The organism is Streptomyces sp. NPDC048270, assembly GCF_040652335.1.
GTDB lineage: Bacteria > Actinomycetota > Actinomycetes > Streptomycetales > Streptomycetaceae > Streptomyces.
In genome coordinates this window covers 108,538-122,210 of the sequence record NZ_JBEZLV010000009.1, presented here as the reverse complement: position 1 = coordinate 122,210, position 13,673 = coordinate 108,538, and the positions used below count along the sequence as shown (strand labels likewise).

The 13,673-nt window shown below is 72.2% G+C and carries 18 protein-coding genes; 1 reads left to right on the top strand and 17 read right to left on the bottom strand.

What is annotated here, in order from left to right:
• Nucleotides 1-41: 41 nt before the first annotated feature.
• The 10 genes from AB0D66_RS11265 to hisI form a co-directional block, all read right to left on the bottom strand.
• On the bottom strand, nucleotides 42-1,049 hold the full coding sequence (locus AB0D66_RS11265; RefSeq protein WP_362300124.1) for a thioredoxin domain-containing protein: 1,008 nt from the start codon (nucleotides 1,047-1,049) through the stop codon (nucleotides 42-44).
• 95 nt (nucleotides 1,050-1,144) lie between these two features.
• Complete coding sequence (gene trpA / locus AB0D66_RS11260; protein WP_362300121.1) at nucleotides 1,145-1,972, bottom strand: tryptophan synthase subunit alpha; 828 nt, start codon at nucleotides 1,970-1,972, stop codon at nucleotides 1,145-1,147.
• The gene (trpB, locus tag AB0D66_RS11255; protein ID WP_362300118.1) at nucleotides 1,969-3,240 is read right to left on the bottom strand and encodes a tryptophan synthase subunit beta; all 1,272 of its coding nucleotides are present in this window, start codon (nucleotides 3,238-3,240) and stop codon (nucleotides 1,969-1,971) included. The genes trpA and trpB overlap by 4 nt, the downstream gene beginning before the upstream one ends.
• Before the next feature lie 223 nt (nucleotides 3,241-3,463).
• Complete coding sequence (locus AB0D66_RS11250) at nucleotides 3,464-3,676, bottom strand: tryptophan synthase subunit(beta) (protein ID WP_362300115.1); 213 nt, start codon at nucleotides 3,674-3,676, stop codon at nucleotides 3,464-3,466.
• Between the two features lie 8 nt (nucleotides 3,677-3,684).
• Nucleotides 3,685-4,494: an indole-3-glycerol phosphate synthase TrpC gene (trpC, locus tag AB0D66_RS11245; RefSeq protein WP_362300112.1), complete on the bottom strand. Its 810-nt coding sequence runs from the start codon at nucleotides 4,492-4,494 to the stop codon at nucleotides 3,685-3,687.
• A gap of 172 nt (nucleotides 4,495-4,666) precedes the next feature.
• A complete protein-coding gene (locus AB0D66_RS11240; RefSeq protein WP_362300109.1) occupies nucleotides 4,667-5,146 on the bottom strand; it encodes a DUF2752 domain-containing protein in 480 nt (159 codons plus the stop codon).
• A gap of 53 nt (nucleotides 5,147-5,199) precedes the next feature.
• Complete coding sequence (locus AB0D66_RS11235; RefSeq protein ID WP_362300106.1) at nucleotides 5,200-5,451, bottom strand: HGxxPAAW family protein; 252 nt, start codon at nucleotides 5,449-5,451, stop codon at nucleotides 5,200-5,202.
• A 120-nt stretch (nucleotides 5,452-5,571) separates the two neighbouring features.
• Nucleotides 5,572-6,222, bottom strand: coding sequence for a TIGR02234 family membrane protein (locus AB0D66_RS11230; protein WP_362300103.1), 651 nt, complete (start codon nucleotides 6,220-6,222; stop codon nucleotides 5,572-5,574).
• A gap of 14 nt (nucleotides 6,223-6,236) precedes the next feature.
• Nucleotides 6,237-7,754 (bottom strand): anthranilate synthase component I, encoded by a 1,518-nt coding sequence (locus AB0D66_RS11225; RefSeq protein ID WP_362300100.1) that lies wholly within the window; start codon nucleotides 7,752-7,754, stop codon nucleotides 6,237-6,239.
• A 15-nt stretch (nucleotides 7,755-7,769) separates the two neighbouring features.
• Nucleotides 7,770-8,138: a phosphoribosyl-AMP cyclohydrolase gene (gene hisI / locus AB0D66_RS11220; protein ID WP_069923776.1), complete on the bottom strand. Its 369-nt coding sequence runs from the start codon at nucleotides 8,136-8,138 to the stop codon at nucleotides 7,770-7,772.
• A 92-nt stretch (nucleotides 8,139-8,230) separates the two neighbouring features.
• On the opposite strand from hisI, the gene AB0D66_RS11215 reads away from it, so the two are divergent.
• Nucleotides 8,231-8,863 carry a TIGR03085 family metal-binding protein gene (locus AB0D66_RS11215; RefSeq protein ID WP_362300097.1) on the top strand — a complete coding sequence of 211 codons (633 nt, stop codon included), beginning with the start codon at nucleotides 8,231-8,233 and terminating at the stop codon, nucleotides 8,861-8,863.
• 10 nt (nucleotides 8,864-8,873) lie between these two features.
• Here the strand turns inward: AB0D66_RS11215 and AB0D66_RS11210 are convergent, their stop codons facing one another.
• The 7 genes from AB0D66_RS11210 to AB0D66_RS11180 all read right to left on the bottom strand — a co-directional run bounded on the left by AB0D66_RS11210 (nucleotide 8,874) and on the right by AB0D66_RS11180 (nucleotide 13,672).
• A complete protein-coding gene (locus AB0D66_RS11210; RefSeq protein WP_362300094.1) occupies nucleotides 8,874-9,521 on the bottom strand; it encodes an NYN domain-containing protein in 648 nt (215 codons plus the stop codon).
• A 126-nt stretch (nucleotides 9,522-9,647) separates the two neighbouring features.
• Nucleotides 9,648-10,850, bottom strand: coding sequence for a DNA sulfur modification protein DndB (locus AB0D66_RS11205; RefSeq protein WP_362300091.1), 1,203 nt, complete (start codon nucleotides 10,848-10,850; stop codon nucleotides 9,648-9,650).
• 132 nt (nucleotides 10,851-10,982) lie between these two features.
• Nucleotides 10,983-11,738 carry an imidazole glycerol phosphate synthase subunit HisF gene (gene hisF / locus AB0D66_RS11200; RefSeq protein ID WP_362300088.1) on the bottom strand — a complete coding sequence of 252 codons (756 nt, stop codon included), beginning with the start codon at nucleotides 11,736-11,738 and terminating at the stop codon, nucleotides 10,983-10,985.
• On the bottom strand, nucleotides 11,735-12,130 hold the full coding sequence (locus AB0D66_RS11195; RefSeq protein ID WP_362300085.1) for a RidA family protein: 396 nt from the start codon (nucleotides 12,128-12,130) through the stop codon (nucleotides 11,735-11,737). The genes hisF and AB0D66_RS11195 overlap by 4 nt, the downstream gene beginning before the upstream one ends.
• On the bottom strand, nucleotides 12,127-12,864 hold the full coding sequence (gene priA, locus AB0D66_RS11190; protein WP_362300082.1) for a bifunctional 1-(5-phosphoribosyl)-5-((5-phosphoribosylamino)methylideneamino)imidazole-4-carboxamide isomerase/phosphoribosylanthranilate isomerase PriA: 738 nt from the start codon (nucleotides 12,862-12,864) through the stop codon (nucleotides 12,127-12,129). Before priA ends, AB0D66_RS11195 begins: the two co-directional genes overlap by 4 nt.
• Nucleotides 12,864-13,508 (bottom strand): imidazole glycerol phosphate synthase subunit HisH, encoded by a 645-nt coding sequence (gene hisH, locus AB0D66_RS11185; protein WP_362300079.1) that lies wholly within the window; start codon nucleotides 13,506-13,508, stop codon nucleotides 12,864-12,866. The genes priA and hisH overlap by 1 nt, the downstream gene beginning before the upstream one ends.
• The gene (locus AB0D66_RS11180; RefSeq protein ID WP_031148344.1) at nucleotides 13,505-13,672 is read right to left on the bottom strand and encodes a hypothetical protein; all 168 of its coding nucleotides are present in this window, start codon (nucleotides 13,670-13,672) and stop codon (nucleotides 13,505-13,507) included. Before AB0D66_RS11180 ends, hisH begins: the two co-directional genes overlap by 4 nt.
• Between the last annotated feature and the right edge of the window lies 1 nt (nucleotide 13,673).

Below are 13,673 nucleotides of genomic sequence, written 5' to 3'. Positions count from 1 at the left end.
CGGCAAGCCGATACCGAATCAACACACGGCACGGGCGTCGCTCAGTTCCCCGCGGAGCCGTCCGGTCCGCTGTTCGCGGGCGACTTCGACGCCGCCGCCGACCCCCGCGAGGCCTTCGCCCCGGGAGTCGCGCCCGGGGTCTTCGCGCCGGCCGACGGGGAGGACTTCGCCCCGGCCTTCGCGTCACCCTCCTTCGCGTCGCCCTCCTTGGCGTCGCCCTCGCTTGAGTCGCCCGCCTTGCCGCCGCTCCCGCCAGAGGCCCCGGCCGCCGCTTCCACCTGCTCCTTGAGCTTCTGCGGGGTCAGCGGATTGGCCTTGTCGGAGAAGATGTCCTTGCCGTTCAGCAGCACGGTCGGCGTGCCCCGGAAGTTTCCTGCCCGGAAGGCCTCGTGGGCCTTGCCCACCCAGCTGTCGTGCGTGCCGTCCTCGACGCACTTGCGGAAGGCGGGGGTGTCCAGCCCGTCCACCTGGCCGGCCAGTTCCAGCAGCTTCGCGTTCTTGCCGTAGGCGTCGTCGACCTCCTGCGGCTGCTGCTGGAAGAGGAGGTCGTGGTAGGCCGCGAACTTGCCGGCGTCCTGCGCGCAGGCGGCCGCGTTCGCGCCCTTCAGCGAGCCGCTGCCGCCCATGTTCCCGTCGATGAGCGTGACCAGGTGGTAGTCGACCTTGAGCAACCCCTTGGCCTCGAGGTCGTGGATGGTGTCCCGGTAGTTGTCCTCGAAGGCCTTGCAGGCGGGGCAGCGGACGTCCTCCCACACGGTCAGGGTGGACTTGGCCTCGTCCTTGCCCGTCCGGATGGCCAGCGCGTCCTTGCCGGTGGCTCCGGAGGGCGCGACCACCGGACCCGCCTTGCCGCCGCCGTCCTTGCCGGTGTTGGCCGCGATCAGACCGACGACGGCGGCCAGGCCGAGTACGCCGACCACCGCCGCCGACACGATGAGCGTCCGCCGACGCCTGTCCCGGGCCTTCTGCCGGTCGCGCTCCGCCTGGAGTCGCTCGCGGGCCGATCGTTTCGTCGCATCGCGGTTCGCACCGTCGTTCTTCTCGCTCACGTTCGGCCAAACGAAGCGGGGAGGCACTCGCGTGCCTCCCCGCTCCCACTTCCACCCGATCGGGCTACAGAACCCGTTCGGGTGTGCGCTTTGCGTCAGCTCCTGCGTACGCCTTCCGCAAGCTCGCCCGCAAGCGACCGTACGGCGGCCAGCCCGGCCGGCAGGTCCGGCGCGTCCAGCAGCAGCTTGACGAAGGCCGATCCGACGATCACGCCGTCCGCGAAGCCGGCCACTTCCCTGGCCTGCTCGGGGTTGGAGACGCCCAGGCCCACGCAGACCGGCAGGTCGGTGGTCTTGCGGGTCCGCCCGACCAGCTCCTTCGCCTCGGCGCCGACCGAGGCGCGGGTGCCGGTGACCCCCATCAGGGAAGCCGCGTAGACGAAGCCGGAGCCGACCGCCGTGATGGTGGCCAGCCGCTCGTCCCTGCTGCTGGGGGCCACGACGAAGACGGTCGCCAGGCCGTGCTTGTCCGCGTGCTCGCGCCACAGCGCGGACTCCTGGACCGGCAGGTCGGGCAGGATGCAGCCGGCGCCGCCCGCCGCCGCCAGCTCGGCGGTGAACCGCTCGACGCCGTACCGGTCGATGGGGTTCCAGTACGTCATGACCAGGACCGGGGCCCCGGTGGCCTCGTGCGCCTCGCGGACGGTCCGGATCACGTCGGCGATCTTGACTCCGCCGCGCAGGGCGATGTCGTCGGCGGTCTGGATGACCGGCCCGTCGAGGACCGGGTCGCTGTGGGGCAGGCCGATCTCGACGACGTCCGCGCCGCCGGCGATGACGGCCTTGACCGCCTCGATGCCGCCGTCGACGGTCGGGAAGCCCGCGGGGAGGTAGGCGACGAGGGCCGCGCGGTCCTCGGACTTCGCCTTGGCGAGGGTGGCGCCCAGCAGCTCGATGTTGCCGCGCCCGTGCGTGGAGCTCACTTGTCGTCCCCCTCGGAGAACTCGTTGTCGGCGACTTCACCGTCGGTGTCGTACAGCCCGAAGTACCGGGCGGCCGTGTCCATGTCCTTGTCGCCGCGGCCGGACAGGTTGACCACGATCAGGCCGTCCTTGCCCAGCTCCTTGCCCAGGTCGAGGGCGCCGGCCAGGGCGTGCGCCGACTCGATCGCCGGGATGATCCCCTCGGTGCGCGAGAGCAGGCGCAGGGCCTGCATCGCGGCGTCGTCGGTGACCGCGCGGTACTCGCCGCGGCCGGTGTCCTTGAGGTACGAGTGCTCCGGGCCGATGCCCGGGTAGTCCAGACCGGCCGAGATGGAGTACGGCTCGGTGATCTGGCCCTCCTCGTCCTGCAGGACGTACGAGCGGGAGCCGTGCAGGATCCCGGGCTCGCCCGCGGTCAGCGTGGCGGCGTGCTCGCCGGTCTCGACGCCGTGCCCGGCGGGCTCGAAGCCGACCAGGCGGACCTCGGCGTCGGGGATGAAGGCGTGGAAGAGGCCGATGGCGTTGGAGCCGCCGCCGACGCAGGCCGCGACGGCGTCGGGCAGCCGGCCGGCGCGCTCGATGATCTGGCGGCGGGCCTCGACGCCGATCACCCGGTGGAAGTCGCGGACCATGGCCGGGAAGGGGTGCGGGCCGGCGACCGTGCCGAAGAGGTAGTGGGTGCGGTCCACGTTGGCGACCCAGTCGCGGAACGCCTCGTTGATGGCGTCCTTCAGGGTCCGGGAGCCGGACTTCACGGCGATGACCTCGGCGCCCAGCATCCGCATCCGGGCCACGTTCAGGGCCTGGCGCTGGGTGTCGATCTCGCCCATGTAGACGGTGCACTCGAGGCCGAAGAGCGCGCAGGCGGTGGCGGTGGCCACGCCGTGCTGGCCGGCGCCGGTCTCGGCGATGACGCGGGTCTTGCCCATGCGCTTGGTGAGCAGCGCCTGGCCCAGCACGTTGTTGATCTTGTGCGAGCCCGTGTGGTTGAGGTCCTCGCGCTTGAGGAAGATCCTCGCCCCGCCGGCGTGCTCGGCGAACCGGGGGACCTCGGTGAGGGCGCTCGGGCGTCCGGTGTAGTTGACCATCAGGTCGTTCAGCTCGGCCGCGAAGGCCGGGTCGCCCTTGGCCTTCTCGTACTCGACCGCGACCTCGTCCACCGCGGCGACGAGCGCCTCCGGGATGAACTTGCCGCCGAAGTCGCCGAAGTAGCCCTCGGCGTTCGGAACGTGACCCTCGGGGTCCGGGATGAAGAATTGGCTGGACATACCAGTGCTCCTACGGAACGGGATGCGACGAGTGGTTTTCACCGTATTGCGCCGCCCGTCCGCGACACGCGCACCGCACGGGCCCGCGAGGGGCCCGGCCGGTCGGCGCTGTCGGCGGGACGGGAGAGCCGCCGCCCGAGGCCCTCGGGGCCCGGCAGCGGGCCGTACGGGACCACCGCGACGCGGCACGGTACGTCTCGTACCGCCCGCTTCGGGGCCCTCGTTACGACGCGACTCCGCGGCGCCATCGCATGCCGTTGACCTGACCGGGCTCGGAGCCGATCACGTACCGGACCCGCCGCCCGTGCACGCGCCGGGCCGGGGCGCGGCAGCCGCGGGGGCGGCAGCCGCGCGCCAGGGGCGCGTGGGCCGTCGGCACGCCGACCGGGCCGCGGCGGCCGGGTCGGGTGCTGACGGAGGGGCGGTGGCGGGCCATGGGAGCGGTCAGCTCCGCCCGTGGCGCAGGGCGGGGTGGGCTCCGGCGGCGACGAGGTCGGCCACGGCCGCCTTCGGGTCGCGGCCGGTCACCAGGGACTCCCCGACCAGGACGGCGTCGGCGCCCTCGTTGGCGTAGGCGATCAGGTCGTGCGGACCGCGGATGCCGGATTCGGCGATCTTGACGATGTGGGCCGGGATCTCGGGGGCGACGCGCTCGAAGGTGGAGCGGTCGACCTTGAGGTCCTTGAGGTTGCGCGCGTTGACGCCGATGATCTTGGCGCCCGCGGCGACGGCGCGCTCCACTTCCTCCTCGTCGTGGACCTCGACGAGCGGGGTGAGGCCGATGGACTCGGCCCGCTCGATGAGGGAGACGAGGGCCTCCTGCTCCAGGGCCGCGACGATCAGCAGCACGAGGTCGGCGCCGTAGGCCCGGGCCTCCCACAGCTGGTACGCCGTGACGATGAAGTCCTTGCGCAGGATCGGGATGTCCACGCGGGCGCGGACGGCCTCCAGGTCGGCCAGCGAGCCACCGAAGCGGCGCTGCTCGGTGAGGACGGAGATGACCGCCGCACCGCCCGCCTCGTAGTCGGCGGCGAGCCCGGCCGGATCGGCGATCGCGGCCAGCGCGCCCTTGGACGGGCTGGAGCGTTTGACCTCGCAGATCACCTTGACGCTGTCACCGCGCAGCGCGGCGACGCCGTCCTTGGCCTGGGGCGCCTTGGCGGCACGCTCCTTGAGCTCGTCGAGGCTCACGCGGGCCTGCCGTTCGGCAAGGTCTTCGCGGACCCCTTCGATGATCTCGTCGAGCACACTCACGCGAGCGGCCCCCTTCCGGGTCGATGACGGTCGGCCGCCTTGCAGACACGTACAACTGCAAGGTCAGCAATCAAATGGTATCCGCAGGAGGCCTTGCCCTCCGCACGCGGTTGACGCCGTCCCAGTAACTGGACATTCGGAATCGGGGCTTCATCCAGGCCCCGTAAGGGCCTCAGGGGGCCAGCGCAGAACCGAAAGAAAGATTTCGGACAACGGCGAAGACCAGGGCGGCCCCGCCGATACCCCACCAGTACAGCGGCCGCAAGGCGAGCCGGGGCACCGGCCCGCCGCGAACGGCGCGGATCAGCCACAGGAGCATGAACCCCGCGAAGACGAAGTACCCCGTGACGGCCAGGGCATTTGCCCCGAAAGCCGTGATCAGATCGCCATGGGCGAACGCGTGCGCGCTGCGCAGCCCGCCGCAGCCGGGGCACAGGATCCCGGTCAGCCGCAGCAGCGGGCAGACCGGGTAATGGCCCGGTTCGTTCGGATTCACGGTGCCTACGTACGCAAACGCCGCGACGGCCGCGGCCAGGGTGAGCGCGGGTGCGCGCAGGCGCCGGGCCCGGGTCGCCGGCGGGGCGGGCTCGGCCTGCGGCGGCGGGGCGTCGGGGGTGCGAAAGGCGTCCACCCGCTGATTCTTACCGGTCATGACAAAAGGCGCAGCCCGACGGGGCCGCGCCTTTCGGATCCTCGGTACCGCGCTCAGACCTTGGCGGGGACCTTGGAGGCCGCGATGACCTCGGCGAGGTCCTTGTGGGCTGCCTTCGGCGCGCCCATGCCCGCCGCCTTCATCGCCATGCCGACCACACCGCCGATCACGACCACGACCAGGCCGGCCCAGAAGCCGAGCGGGTTCGCGAGCACCATGAAGGCGCCGGAGATGCAGAAGCCGATGAAGGCGATGATGACACCGGTCCAGGCGGCCGGGGTGTGTCCGTGGTCTGTGCCCGCCATGAGTTGCTCCTCGTTGCTCTGTCGCGGTGCTCTGTCGAGCGCGCGGTGTGTCACGGTGTGCGTCGAACGCTCGGTGCCCATTGTCCCGCACCGGGCGGGGCCGCCGTCCACGGGGGTCCGTCAGTTGGTCGGGTCCTCGCCGCGGTCCAGAGCCTTCCACAGATCCTCGGGCCGGTCCGGATCCACCACGGGCTGCTTGCGCCCGCGGGGGGCGCCGTCGCGCTCGTAGCGGCCGCCCATGGCGGGCCAGCCCCGGCCGAAGCGCAGGGCCAGCAGTCCGGCGGCCAGGATCAGGGCCGCCCCGGCGGCCGTGACGTAGGGCCACGCCGTCTGGGTCAGCCCCGCCACCTGGGCGGCGGTGTCCGCGGTCGTACGGGCGGCCTCCGCGTCCAGGGCGCGCCGGCCGTCGGCGGCGAGGATCGCCGCCAGGGCGGCGCCCAGGCCGCTGAGCGCCAGCAGCCCCGACACCAGCAGCCGGCTCTTGCCGCGCACGGCGAAGACGGCGACCAGGGCGGCGAGGCCGACGATGGCCAGGGGCGCGGGCAGGCCGGTGACGGCCGTCCCGTCGGCGGTCAGCTCGAGGGAGTCCGCGCCGAGGGCGGTGGTGCCCCGGGCCCAGACCCGGCCGGAGGCGAGCAGGACGACGGTGGAGCCGAGCGTGCCGAGCAGCAGGGCGACGGCCACGCTGCGGCGGCTGCTCCTGCTCTCGGGGGCCTCGGCTGCGTCGTCGACGGGGGGCGGGGGCGGGGGTACGGCACTCACGTACCCCACTATCCCCTACGCCCTCAGGAGCCGTGGAGGCGGTTCGCCGCTCCCACCGCGCGCAGCACCGCGGCCGCCTTGTTGCGGCACTCGTCGTCCTCCAGCTCGGGCACCGAGTCGGCCACGACCCCGGCGCCCGCCTGCACGTACGCCGTCCCGTCGCGCAGCAGCGCGGTGCGGATGGCGATGGCCGTGTCGGAGTCGCCGGCGAAGTCCAGGTAGCCCACGCAGCCGCCGTACAGGCCGCGGCGGGTGGGCTCCAGCTCCTCGATGATCTGCATGGCGCGGGGCTTGGGCGCCCCGGAGAGGGTGCCCGCCGGGAAGCAGGCGGTGAGCACGTCGAAGGCGGTCCTGCCCTCGGCGACCCGCCCGGTGACGGTGGACACGATGTGCATGACGTGCGAGTACCGCTCGATGCTCATGAAGTCGACGACCTCGACGGAGCCCGGCTCGCAGACCCGGCCCAGGTCGTTGCGGCCCAGGTCGACGAGCATCAGGTGCTCGGCGCGCTCCTTGGGGTCGGCGAGCAGCTCCTCGGCGAGGTCGTGGTCCTCCTGCGGGGTGGCGCCGCGGTGCCGGGTGCCGGCGATGGGGTGGACCATGGCTCGCCCGTCCTCGACCTTGACCAGCGCCTCGGGGCTGGACCCGACCACGTCGAAGCCGTTCTCGAAGCGGAAGAGGTACATGTACGGGGAGGGGTTGGTGGCCCGCAGCACCCGGTAGACGTCCAGGGCGGAGGCCGCGCAGGGGGTCTCGAACCGCTGTGAGGGCACCACCTGGAAGGCCTCGCCGGCCCGGATGCGCTCCTTGATGTCCTCGACGGCCGCCTGGTACGTCTCGCCGCCCCACAGCGCGGAGAACTGCGGCAGCTCGGAGGCGGGCAGCGGGGTCGGGGTGTAGGGGGCGGGGCGGGCGAGGTCCGCCTCCATGGCGTCGAGGCGCGCCACGGCGTCGGCGTAGGCCTCGTCCACCCCGGTGTCGAGGTCGTTGTGGTTGATCGCGTTGGCGATGAGCAGGACGGTGCCGTCCCAGTGGTCCATGACCGCCAGGTCGGAGGTGAGCAGCATGGTCAGCTCGGGGAGCCGCAGGTCGTCGGCCGTGTGCTCGCCGATGCGCTCGAGGCGGCGCACGACGTCGTAGCCGAGGTAGCCGACCATGCCGCCGGTGAAGGGCGGCATTCCCCCGGCCTTCGGCCGGGGGGACCCCCAGCCCGCGAGGTCGCGGGGGGTGTGCAGGGCCTCGACGGTGGCACGGAGCGCCTCCAGCGGGTCGCCGGTGGTGGGTACGCCGACGGGCGGGGTGCCCATCCAGTGCGCCTGGCCGTCCCGGACGGTCAGGGTCGCGGCGCTGCGCACGCCGACGAAGGAGTACCGGGACCAGGAGCGGCCGTTCTCGGCGGACTCCAGGAGGAAGGTGCCGGGGCGTTCGGCGGCCAGCTTGCGGTAGAGCCCGACGGGGGTGTCCCCGTCGGCCAGCAGCCTGCGGCTCACGGGGATGACGCGGCGGTCGGCCGCGAGCTTGCGGAACGTATCGAGATCCATGTGCGTGGGGCCTACCTAGTCGGCGTCGCGGAGCAGGACATCGTCGTCGAAGCAGGTGCGGGCGCCGGTGTGGCAGGCGGCGCCGACCTGGTCGACCTTGACGAGCACGGTGTCGGCGTCGCAGTCGAGGGCGACGGACTTCACGTGCTGGAAGTGGCCGGAGGTGTCCCCCTTCACCCAGTACTCCTGGCGGCTGCGGGACCAGTAGGTGCAGCGGCCGGTCGTCAGGGTGCGGTGCAGGGCCTCGTCGTCCATCCATCCGAGCATGAGCACCTCACCGGTGTCGTACTGCTGGGCGATGGCGGGGACCAGGCCGTCGGCGGAGCGCTTGAGGCGTGCGGCGACGGCGGGATCGAGGCTGCCGGGGCGGGGGGACGTACTCATGGGGCCATTGTGCCGGGCCGCGGCGCCCGGCACGGGCCCCCGTCCGCCTGATGGGCGGGCGCGCGCCGCGTTCCGGCCGTAGGCTGGCCCGCATGTCTACCCATGCGAAGCGCGAACGACTGCTGCTGGCCGACCTGTTGGAGGCGGCCGGGCCGGAGGCGCCGACGCTGTGCGACGGCTGGACCTGCCGGGAACTGGCGGCGCACGTGGTGGTGCGCGAGCGCCGCCCGGACGCGGCGGGCGGCCTGCTGCTGAACGTGCTGAAGAGCCGCCTGGACGCGGTGATGGCCGAGTACACGGCCAAGCCGTACGAGGAGCTCATCCAGCTGATCCGCACCGGCCCGCCGAAGATGTCGCTGTACGCGCTGAAGCAGATCGACGAGGCGGCGAACGCGGTGGAGTTCTTCGTGCACGCGGAGGACGTCCGGCGGGCCCAGCCGGACTGGTCCCCGCGGGAGCTGGACCCGGTGTTCTCGGCCTCCCTGTGGTCCCGGCTGGAGAAGCTGGCCCGCCTGACGGGCCGCCGCTCGCCGGTGGGCCTGGTCCTGCGCCGCCCGAACGGCCAGACGGCGGTGGCGCACAAGGGCGCCCCGGTGGTCACCGTGACGGGCGAGCCGGGCGAGCTGACCCTGTTCTGCTTCGGCCGCCAGGACGCCGCCGCGGTCACCCTGGACGGCGAGAAGGAGGCCGTCGCCAAACTGACGACGGCCACGTTGGGCATCTAGCCGGACGGTCTCACTTCCACGCGGCGGGACGGCTGTACACGGCTCCCGTGGCGGCCTCGGTGACGGTCTCGGGCAGCTGGCTGTTGCGCAGGGCCGCCTCGTTGATGGTGAAGGCGCCGACCGAGTGGAAGTGCGGGCTCGGCTTCGCGTAGCCCGGCGGCAGCGCCAGGTAGATCCTGCGCAGCGGGTCCAGACGCCGGGCGGCCTCGACCGCGGGCACGAGGTCGGAGTCCGCGGACACGATCAGCGCGACGTCCGAGGCCCCCCGCGCGCTGTCCTCGACGAGGCGGGATCCGATGGCCACGTCGGTCCGCTTCTCCTCGAACCGGCGGAACCGGCGGGGCGGCGCGCAGCCGCACCGGTAACCCTGTCGGCACGAGGCGCAGCGCGGCTTCTGGACGGTGTAGTGCCCGAGCTCGGTGCGGACGTCCCGGGGGCGGTGCGCGGCGAGGGCGTCCAGGTGCGTCTTCTGGTCCGCGAGTGCCGCGGGGTCCTTCACGACCAGGGTGGTGCAGTACTGGACGCGCTCGAGGGTGTCGTCGGGCCGCAGCCGCTCCACCAGTGCCGCGAGGTCCAGCCACAGGTAGCGGTGGCCGAAGACGGCTCGGATGGAGTAGTCGAGGTTGGGCCCGTCGACGTAGGCGATGACGCTGCTCACAGGTTCTCCCGGCGGGGACGGCCCGCCTGTTACGGTGGCTTCATACGAGTTCGGCGGTCACGCCGACAGGAACGGCCCCGGCGACGGGGCCGTTTTTTCGTGTGCGTCGTGGTGCCCGGGGGCGGCTCAGAGCGCCGGTGAGGCCGGCTCGCCGCGGACGACCGCGTAGGCGGGGCTCTCGGGGTCGCTCAGGGCGCCGAAGACGGCGTAGGCGGACTGCTTGGGCCCGTTGATCGTGTACTTGCCCTGCGGGGTCTTGGTCAGGACCGTGCCCAGCCAGTGGTCGCCCTTGCGCCAGTCCACCTTCCTGAGGCTGTCGAGCAGCTCTTCGAGCCGGTCCGCCCGGTCCTCGGCGGAGGCCTCCAGGATCCCGCGGCCCATCGCCCCGACGGCGGCCAGCACGCTGCCCATCGCGGCGACGCACTGCTCGCGGTCGGCGATCTCCTCCGCGAAGGCCTCGGAGTAGGCCGACAGCCAGTCGCGTGCGGCGGATTCGAGGTCGGCCAGGTCGACGTGGTCGACGGGGGCGGGCTTGGTGCCGTACTGGACGCCGGCGATGCCGTGGACCATGTTGACCACGAACTGCCGCAGGTCCTGGAGTTTGACCACCTTGGGGCTGTTCTTCTTGATCTGGCGGGAGATCCTCTCGACCTTTCCCCGGAAGAACGGGATCTCCTCCGAGAGGCGGCCCACCACCTCCATCAGCGGGTCGGCCGTGTCCATGCTGAGGGCGATGGCCGAGTTCACCCTGACCCCCAGCACGTTGAGGTCGTAGAAGAACTGGCGGGCCTCCAGCGGAGTCCTGTTGTCGTGCACCACCGCGCTCAGGTAGGCGTCGGCGTGCTGCTTGCGCTCCTCGTCCCTGCCGACGAGGGAGCGCTCCAGGTGGTAGTGGCTGGCCAGCTGGGTCTCACCGTCGATGGCGATCAGCTTCAGGCCGTGGGGGACGCAGAGGAAGTTCTGCAGGGCGCCCTGGTGCGTGGACTGCACGATGGACAGGGGGTGTTCGGTCCACAGGTGGATGGGGGGCAGCACGGCGGCGCGCTCGCGGGTCACGTGGCGCTGGATGTAGGCGGCGTACTTGGGGATGTTGGTCTTCTTCCCCAGCTCCAGACCCCGCTGCACCAGCGAGTGCAGCTCGATGTCCTCGTCCGTGACGTCGGTGGGCCGCTGTTTGGCGTTTCCCGACTGGAGCACGACCGGGTCGTGGGTGATCACCTTCAGGTGCTTGAAGGGGACCTGGATGTGCGTGGTCCAGTCGTCGACCGGCAGGCAGCGGATGAACATCCCTGCGGAGAGGTCGATCTCATCGGTGTTCGGCTTGGCCATGGTCCCCACCCGTCTCCTCGGCACCGTTGCCGATGTGAGCCAGGCTAGGGGTCAACTCCAGTTCGCCGCAGGGCTTTCTCGAGAAAAGACTTCCGTCATCTTGAGAAAGCCCCGCGGCGCAACCGGCCGGTCTCAGCGCACCGGGTGGCCCGCCTCGCGCAGGGTGGCCTTGACCTCGGAGATCCGCAGGTCGCCGAAGTGGAACACGGAGGCGGCGAGGACCGCGTCGGCGCCCGCCGCGATGGCGGGCGGGAAGTGCTCCAGCTTGCCCGCGCCGCCCGAGGCGATCACCGGGACCGTCACGTGCCGGCGCACGGCCGTGATCATCTCGGTGTCGTAGCCGTCCTTGGTGCCGTCGGCGTCCATCGAGTTCAACAAGATCTCGCCGGCGCCCAGTTCGGCCGCCCGGTGGGCCCACTCGACGGCGTCCATGCCGGTACCCCGACGGCCGCCGTGGGTGGTGACCTCGAAGGAGCCCGAGGCGGTGCGGCGGGCGTCCACCGACAGGACGAGCACCTGGCGGCCGAAGCGCTCCGCGATCTCCTGGATGAGCTCGGGGCGGGCGATGGCCGCGGTGTTCACGCCCACCTTGTCCGCACCGGCGCGCAGGAGCTTGTCGACGTCGTCCGCCGTGCGGACGCCGCCGCCGACCGTGAGCGGGATGAAGACCTGCTCGGCGGTGCGCCGCACCACGTCGTACGTGGTCTCGCGGTTGCCGGAGGACGCGGTGATGTCGAGGAAGGTCAGCTCGTCGGCGCCCTCGGCGTCATAGAGCCTGGCCATCTCCACCGGGTCGCCGGCGTCGCGCAGGTTCTGGAAGTTGACGCCCTTGACCACCCGGCCGTTGTCCACGTCCAGGCAGGGGATCACCCGTACGGAGAGGGTCATGCGGAGGCCTCCTGCACCGGGCCGTACGCCTCGACCTCCACCTCGACGACCATGCCCGGGTCGACGAAGCCGGAGACGATGAGCATCGTCGCGGCGGGGCGGACGGCGTCGAACAGCTCCTTGTGGGCGCGGCCCACCTCGTCCACGTCACGGGCGTGCGTGAGGTACATGCGGGTGCGCACCACGTGCTCGGGGCCGAGCCCGGCCTGGGCGAGGGCCTTGAAGGCCACGCCGAAGGCGGCGATCGCCTGGTCGTAGGGGCCGCCGGCGTCCGCGGCGGTGCAGCCGGAGACGAGGACCAGGCCGTTCGGGAGCTGGACGGCGCGGGAGTACGCGATGACGTCCTCGTAGGGGCCGCCGGAGGAGATGCGGCGAATCGCGTCGGAGCTCATGCGTTGACCACCTTCAGGGCTTCTTCCAGGGTGAAGGCCTTGGCGTACAGGGCCTTGCCGACGATCGCGCCCTCGACGCCCAGCGGGACCAGCTCGGACAGGGCCCGCAGGTCGTCCAGGCAGGAGATGCCGCCGGAGGCCACGACCGGCCGGTCGGTGGCGGCGCAGACGTTCCGCAGCAGCTCAAGGTTGGGGCCGGTCAGCGTGCCGTCCTTGCCGATGTCGGTGACGACGTACCGGGCGCAGCCCTCGGAGTCGAGGCGGGCCAGCGTCTCGTACAGGTCCCCGCCCTCGCTGGTCCAGCCGCGTCCCTTCAGGGTGGTGCCGCGGACGTCGAGGCCGATCGCGATCCGGTCGCCGTGGTCGGCGATGGCCTTGGCGGCCCACTCGGGGGTCTCCAGGGCGGCGGTGCCGAGGTTGACGCGGGTGCAGCCGGTGGCGAGGGCCGCGGCGAGCGAGGCGTCGTCGCGGATGCCGCCGGACAGCTCGACCTTGATGTCCATGGCCCGGGTGATGTCGGCGACCAGGGCGCGGTTGTCACCGGTGCCGAAGGCGGCGTCGAGGTCGACGAGGTGCAGCCACTCGGCGCCGGAGCGCTGCCAGGCAAGGGCGGCCTCGAGCGGGGAGCCGTAGGAGGTCTCGCTGCCGGACACCCCGTGCACGAGGCGGACGGCCTGGCCGTCGCGGACGTCGACCGCGGGGAGGAGTTCCAGCTTCGCTGCGGGCTCGGTCATCACAGGGTCTCGATCCAGTTGGTGAGGAGCTGGGCGCCGGCGTCGCCGGACTTCTCGGGGTGGAACTGGGTCGCCCACAGGGCCCGGTTCTCCACCGCCGCGACGAAGGGCTCGCCGTGCGTGGCCCAGGTGACGCGGGGGGCGCGGATCGCCGGGTTGGTGACCTCCAGGCTCCACTCGCGCACCGCGTAGGAGTGCACGAAGTAGAACCGGGCGTCGGCGTCCAGGCCCGCGAAGGCCTGGCTGTCGGCCGGGGCCTCGACGGTGTTCCAGCCCATGTGGGGGACGATCGGCGCCTTGAGCGGGCCGACGGTGCCGGGCCACTCGTCGAGGCCCTCGGTCTCCACGCCGTGCTCGATGCCGCGCTCGAAGAGGATCTGCATGCCGACGCAGATGCCCATGACCGGGCGGCCGCCGGACAGCCGGCGGCCGACGATCCAGTCGCCGCGGGCGTCCTTGAGGCCCCGCATGCAGGCGGAGAAGGCGCCGACGCCGGGGACCAGCAGCCCGTCGGCGTCCATGGCCTTGTCGTAGTCGCGGGTGATCTCGACGTCCGCGCCGACGCGGGCGAGGGCCCGCTCGGCGGAGCGGACGTTGCCGAAGCCGTAGTCGAAGACCACGACGGACTTGCGTGCTGCGCTCATTCCCAGATTCCTTGGATTCGCAGGACTCCGGCGGCGAGGCACATCGCGGAGCCGATGGCGAGCAGGATGACGACCGACTTGGGCATCTGCTGCTTCTGGAACGAGTAGACGCCGCCGGCCAGGAACAGGCCGAGGACGATCAGGATCGTGTTGAGCCCGTTCACG

Coding starts and splice junctions, on each gene's coding strand:
- AB0D66_RS11240 (WP_362300109.1), bottom strand. CDS start 5,146: ATGACCGGTAAGAATCAGCGGGTGGACGCCTTTCGCACCCCCGACGCC.
- AB0D66_RS11215 (WP_362300097.1), top strand. CDS start 8,231: ATGTCTACCCATGCGAAGCGCGAACGACTGCTGCTGGCCGACCTGTTG.
- AB0D66_RS11250 (WP_362300115.1), bottom strand. CDS start 3,676: ATGGCCCGCCACCGCCCCTCCGTCAGCACCCGACCCGGCCGCCGCGGC.
- AB0D66_RS11205 (WP_362300091.1), bottom strand. CDS start 10,850: ATGGCCAAGCCGAACACCGATGAGATCGACCTCTCCGCAGGGATGTTC.
- hisH (WP_362300079.1), bottom strand. CDS start 13,508: ATGAGCGCAGCACGCAAGTCCGTCGTGGTCTTCGACTACGGCTTCGGC.
- priA (WP_362300082.1), bottom strand. CDS start 12,864: ATGACCGAGCCCGCAGCGAAGCTGGAACTCCTCCCCGCGGTCGACGTC.
- AB0D66_RS11225 (WP_362300100.1), bottom strand. CDS start 7,754: ATGGATCTCGATACGTTCCGCAAGCTCGCGGCCGACCGCCGCGTCATC.
- AB0D66_RS11235 (WP_362300106.1), bottom strand. CDS start 5,451: ATGGCGGGCACAGACCACGGACACACCCCGGCCGCCTGGACCGGTGTC.
- hisI (WP_069923776.1), bottom strand. CDS start 8,138: ATGAGTACGTCCCCCCGCCCCGGCAGCCTCGATCCCGCCGTCGCCGCA.
- hisF (WP_362300088.1), bottom strand. CDS start 11,738: ATGACCCTCTCCGTACGGGTGATCCCCTGCCTGGACGTGGACAACGGC.
- trpB (WP_362300118.1), bottom strand. CDS start 3,240: ATGTCCAGCCAATTCTTCATCCCGGACCCCGAGGGTCACGTTCCGAAC.
- AB0D66_RS11195 (WP_362300085.1), bottom strand. CDS start 12,130: ATGAGCTCCGACGCGATTCGCCGCATCTCCTCCGGCGGCCCCTACGAG.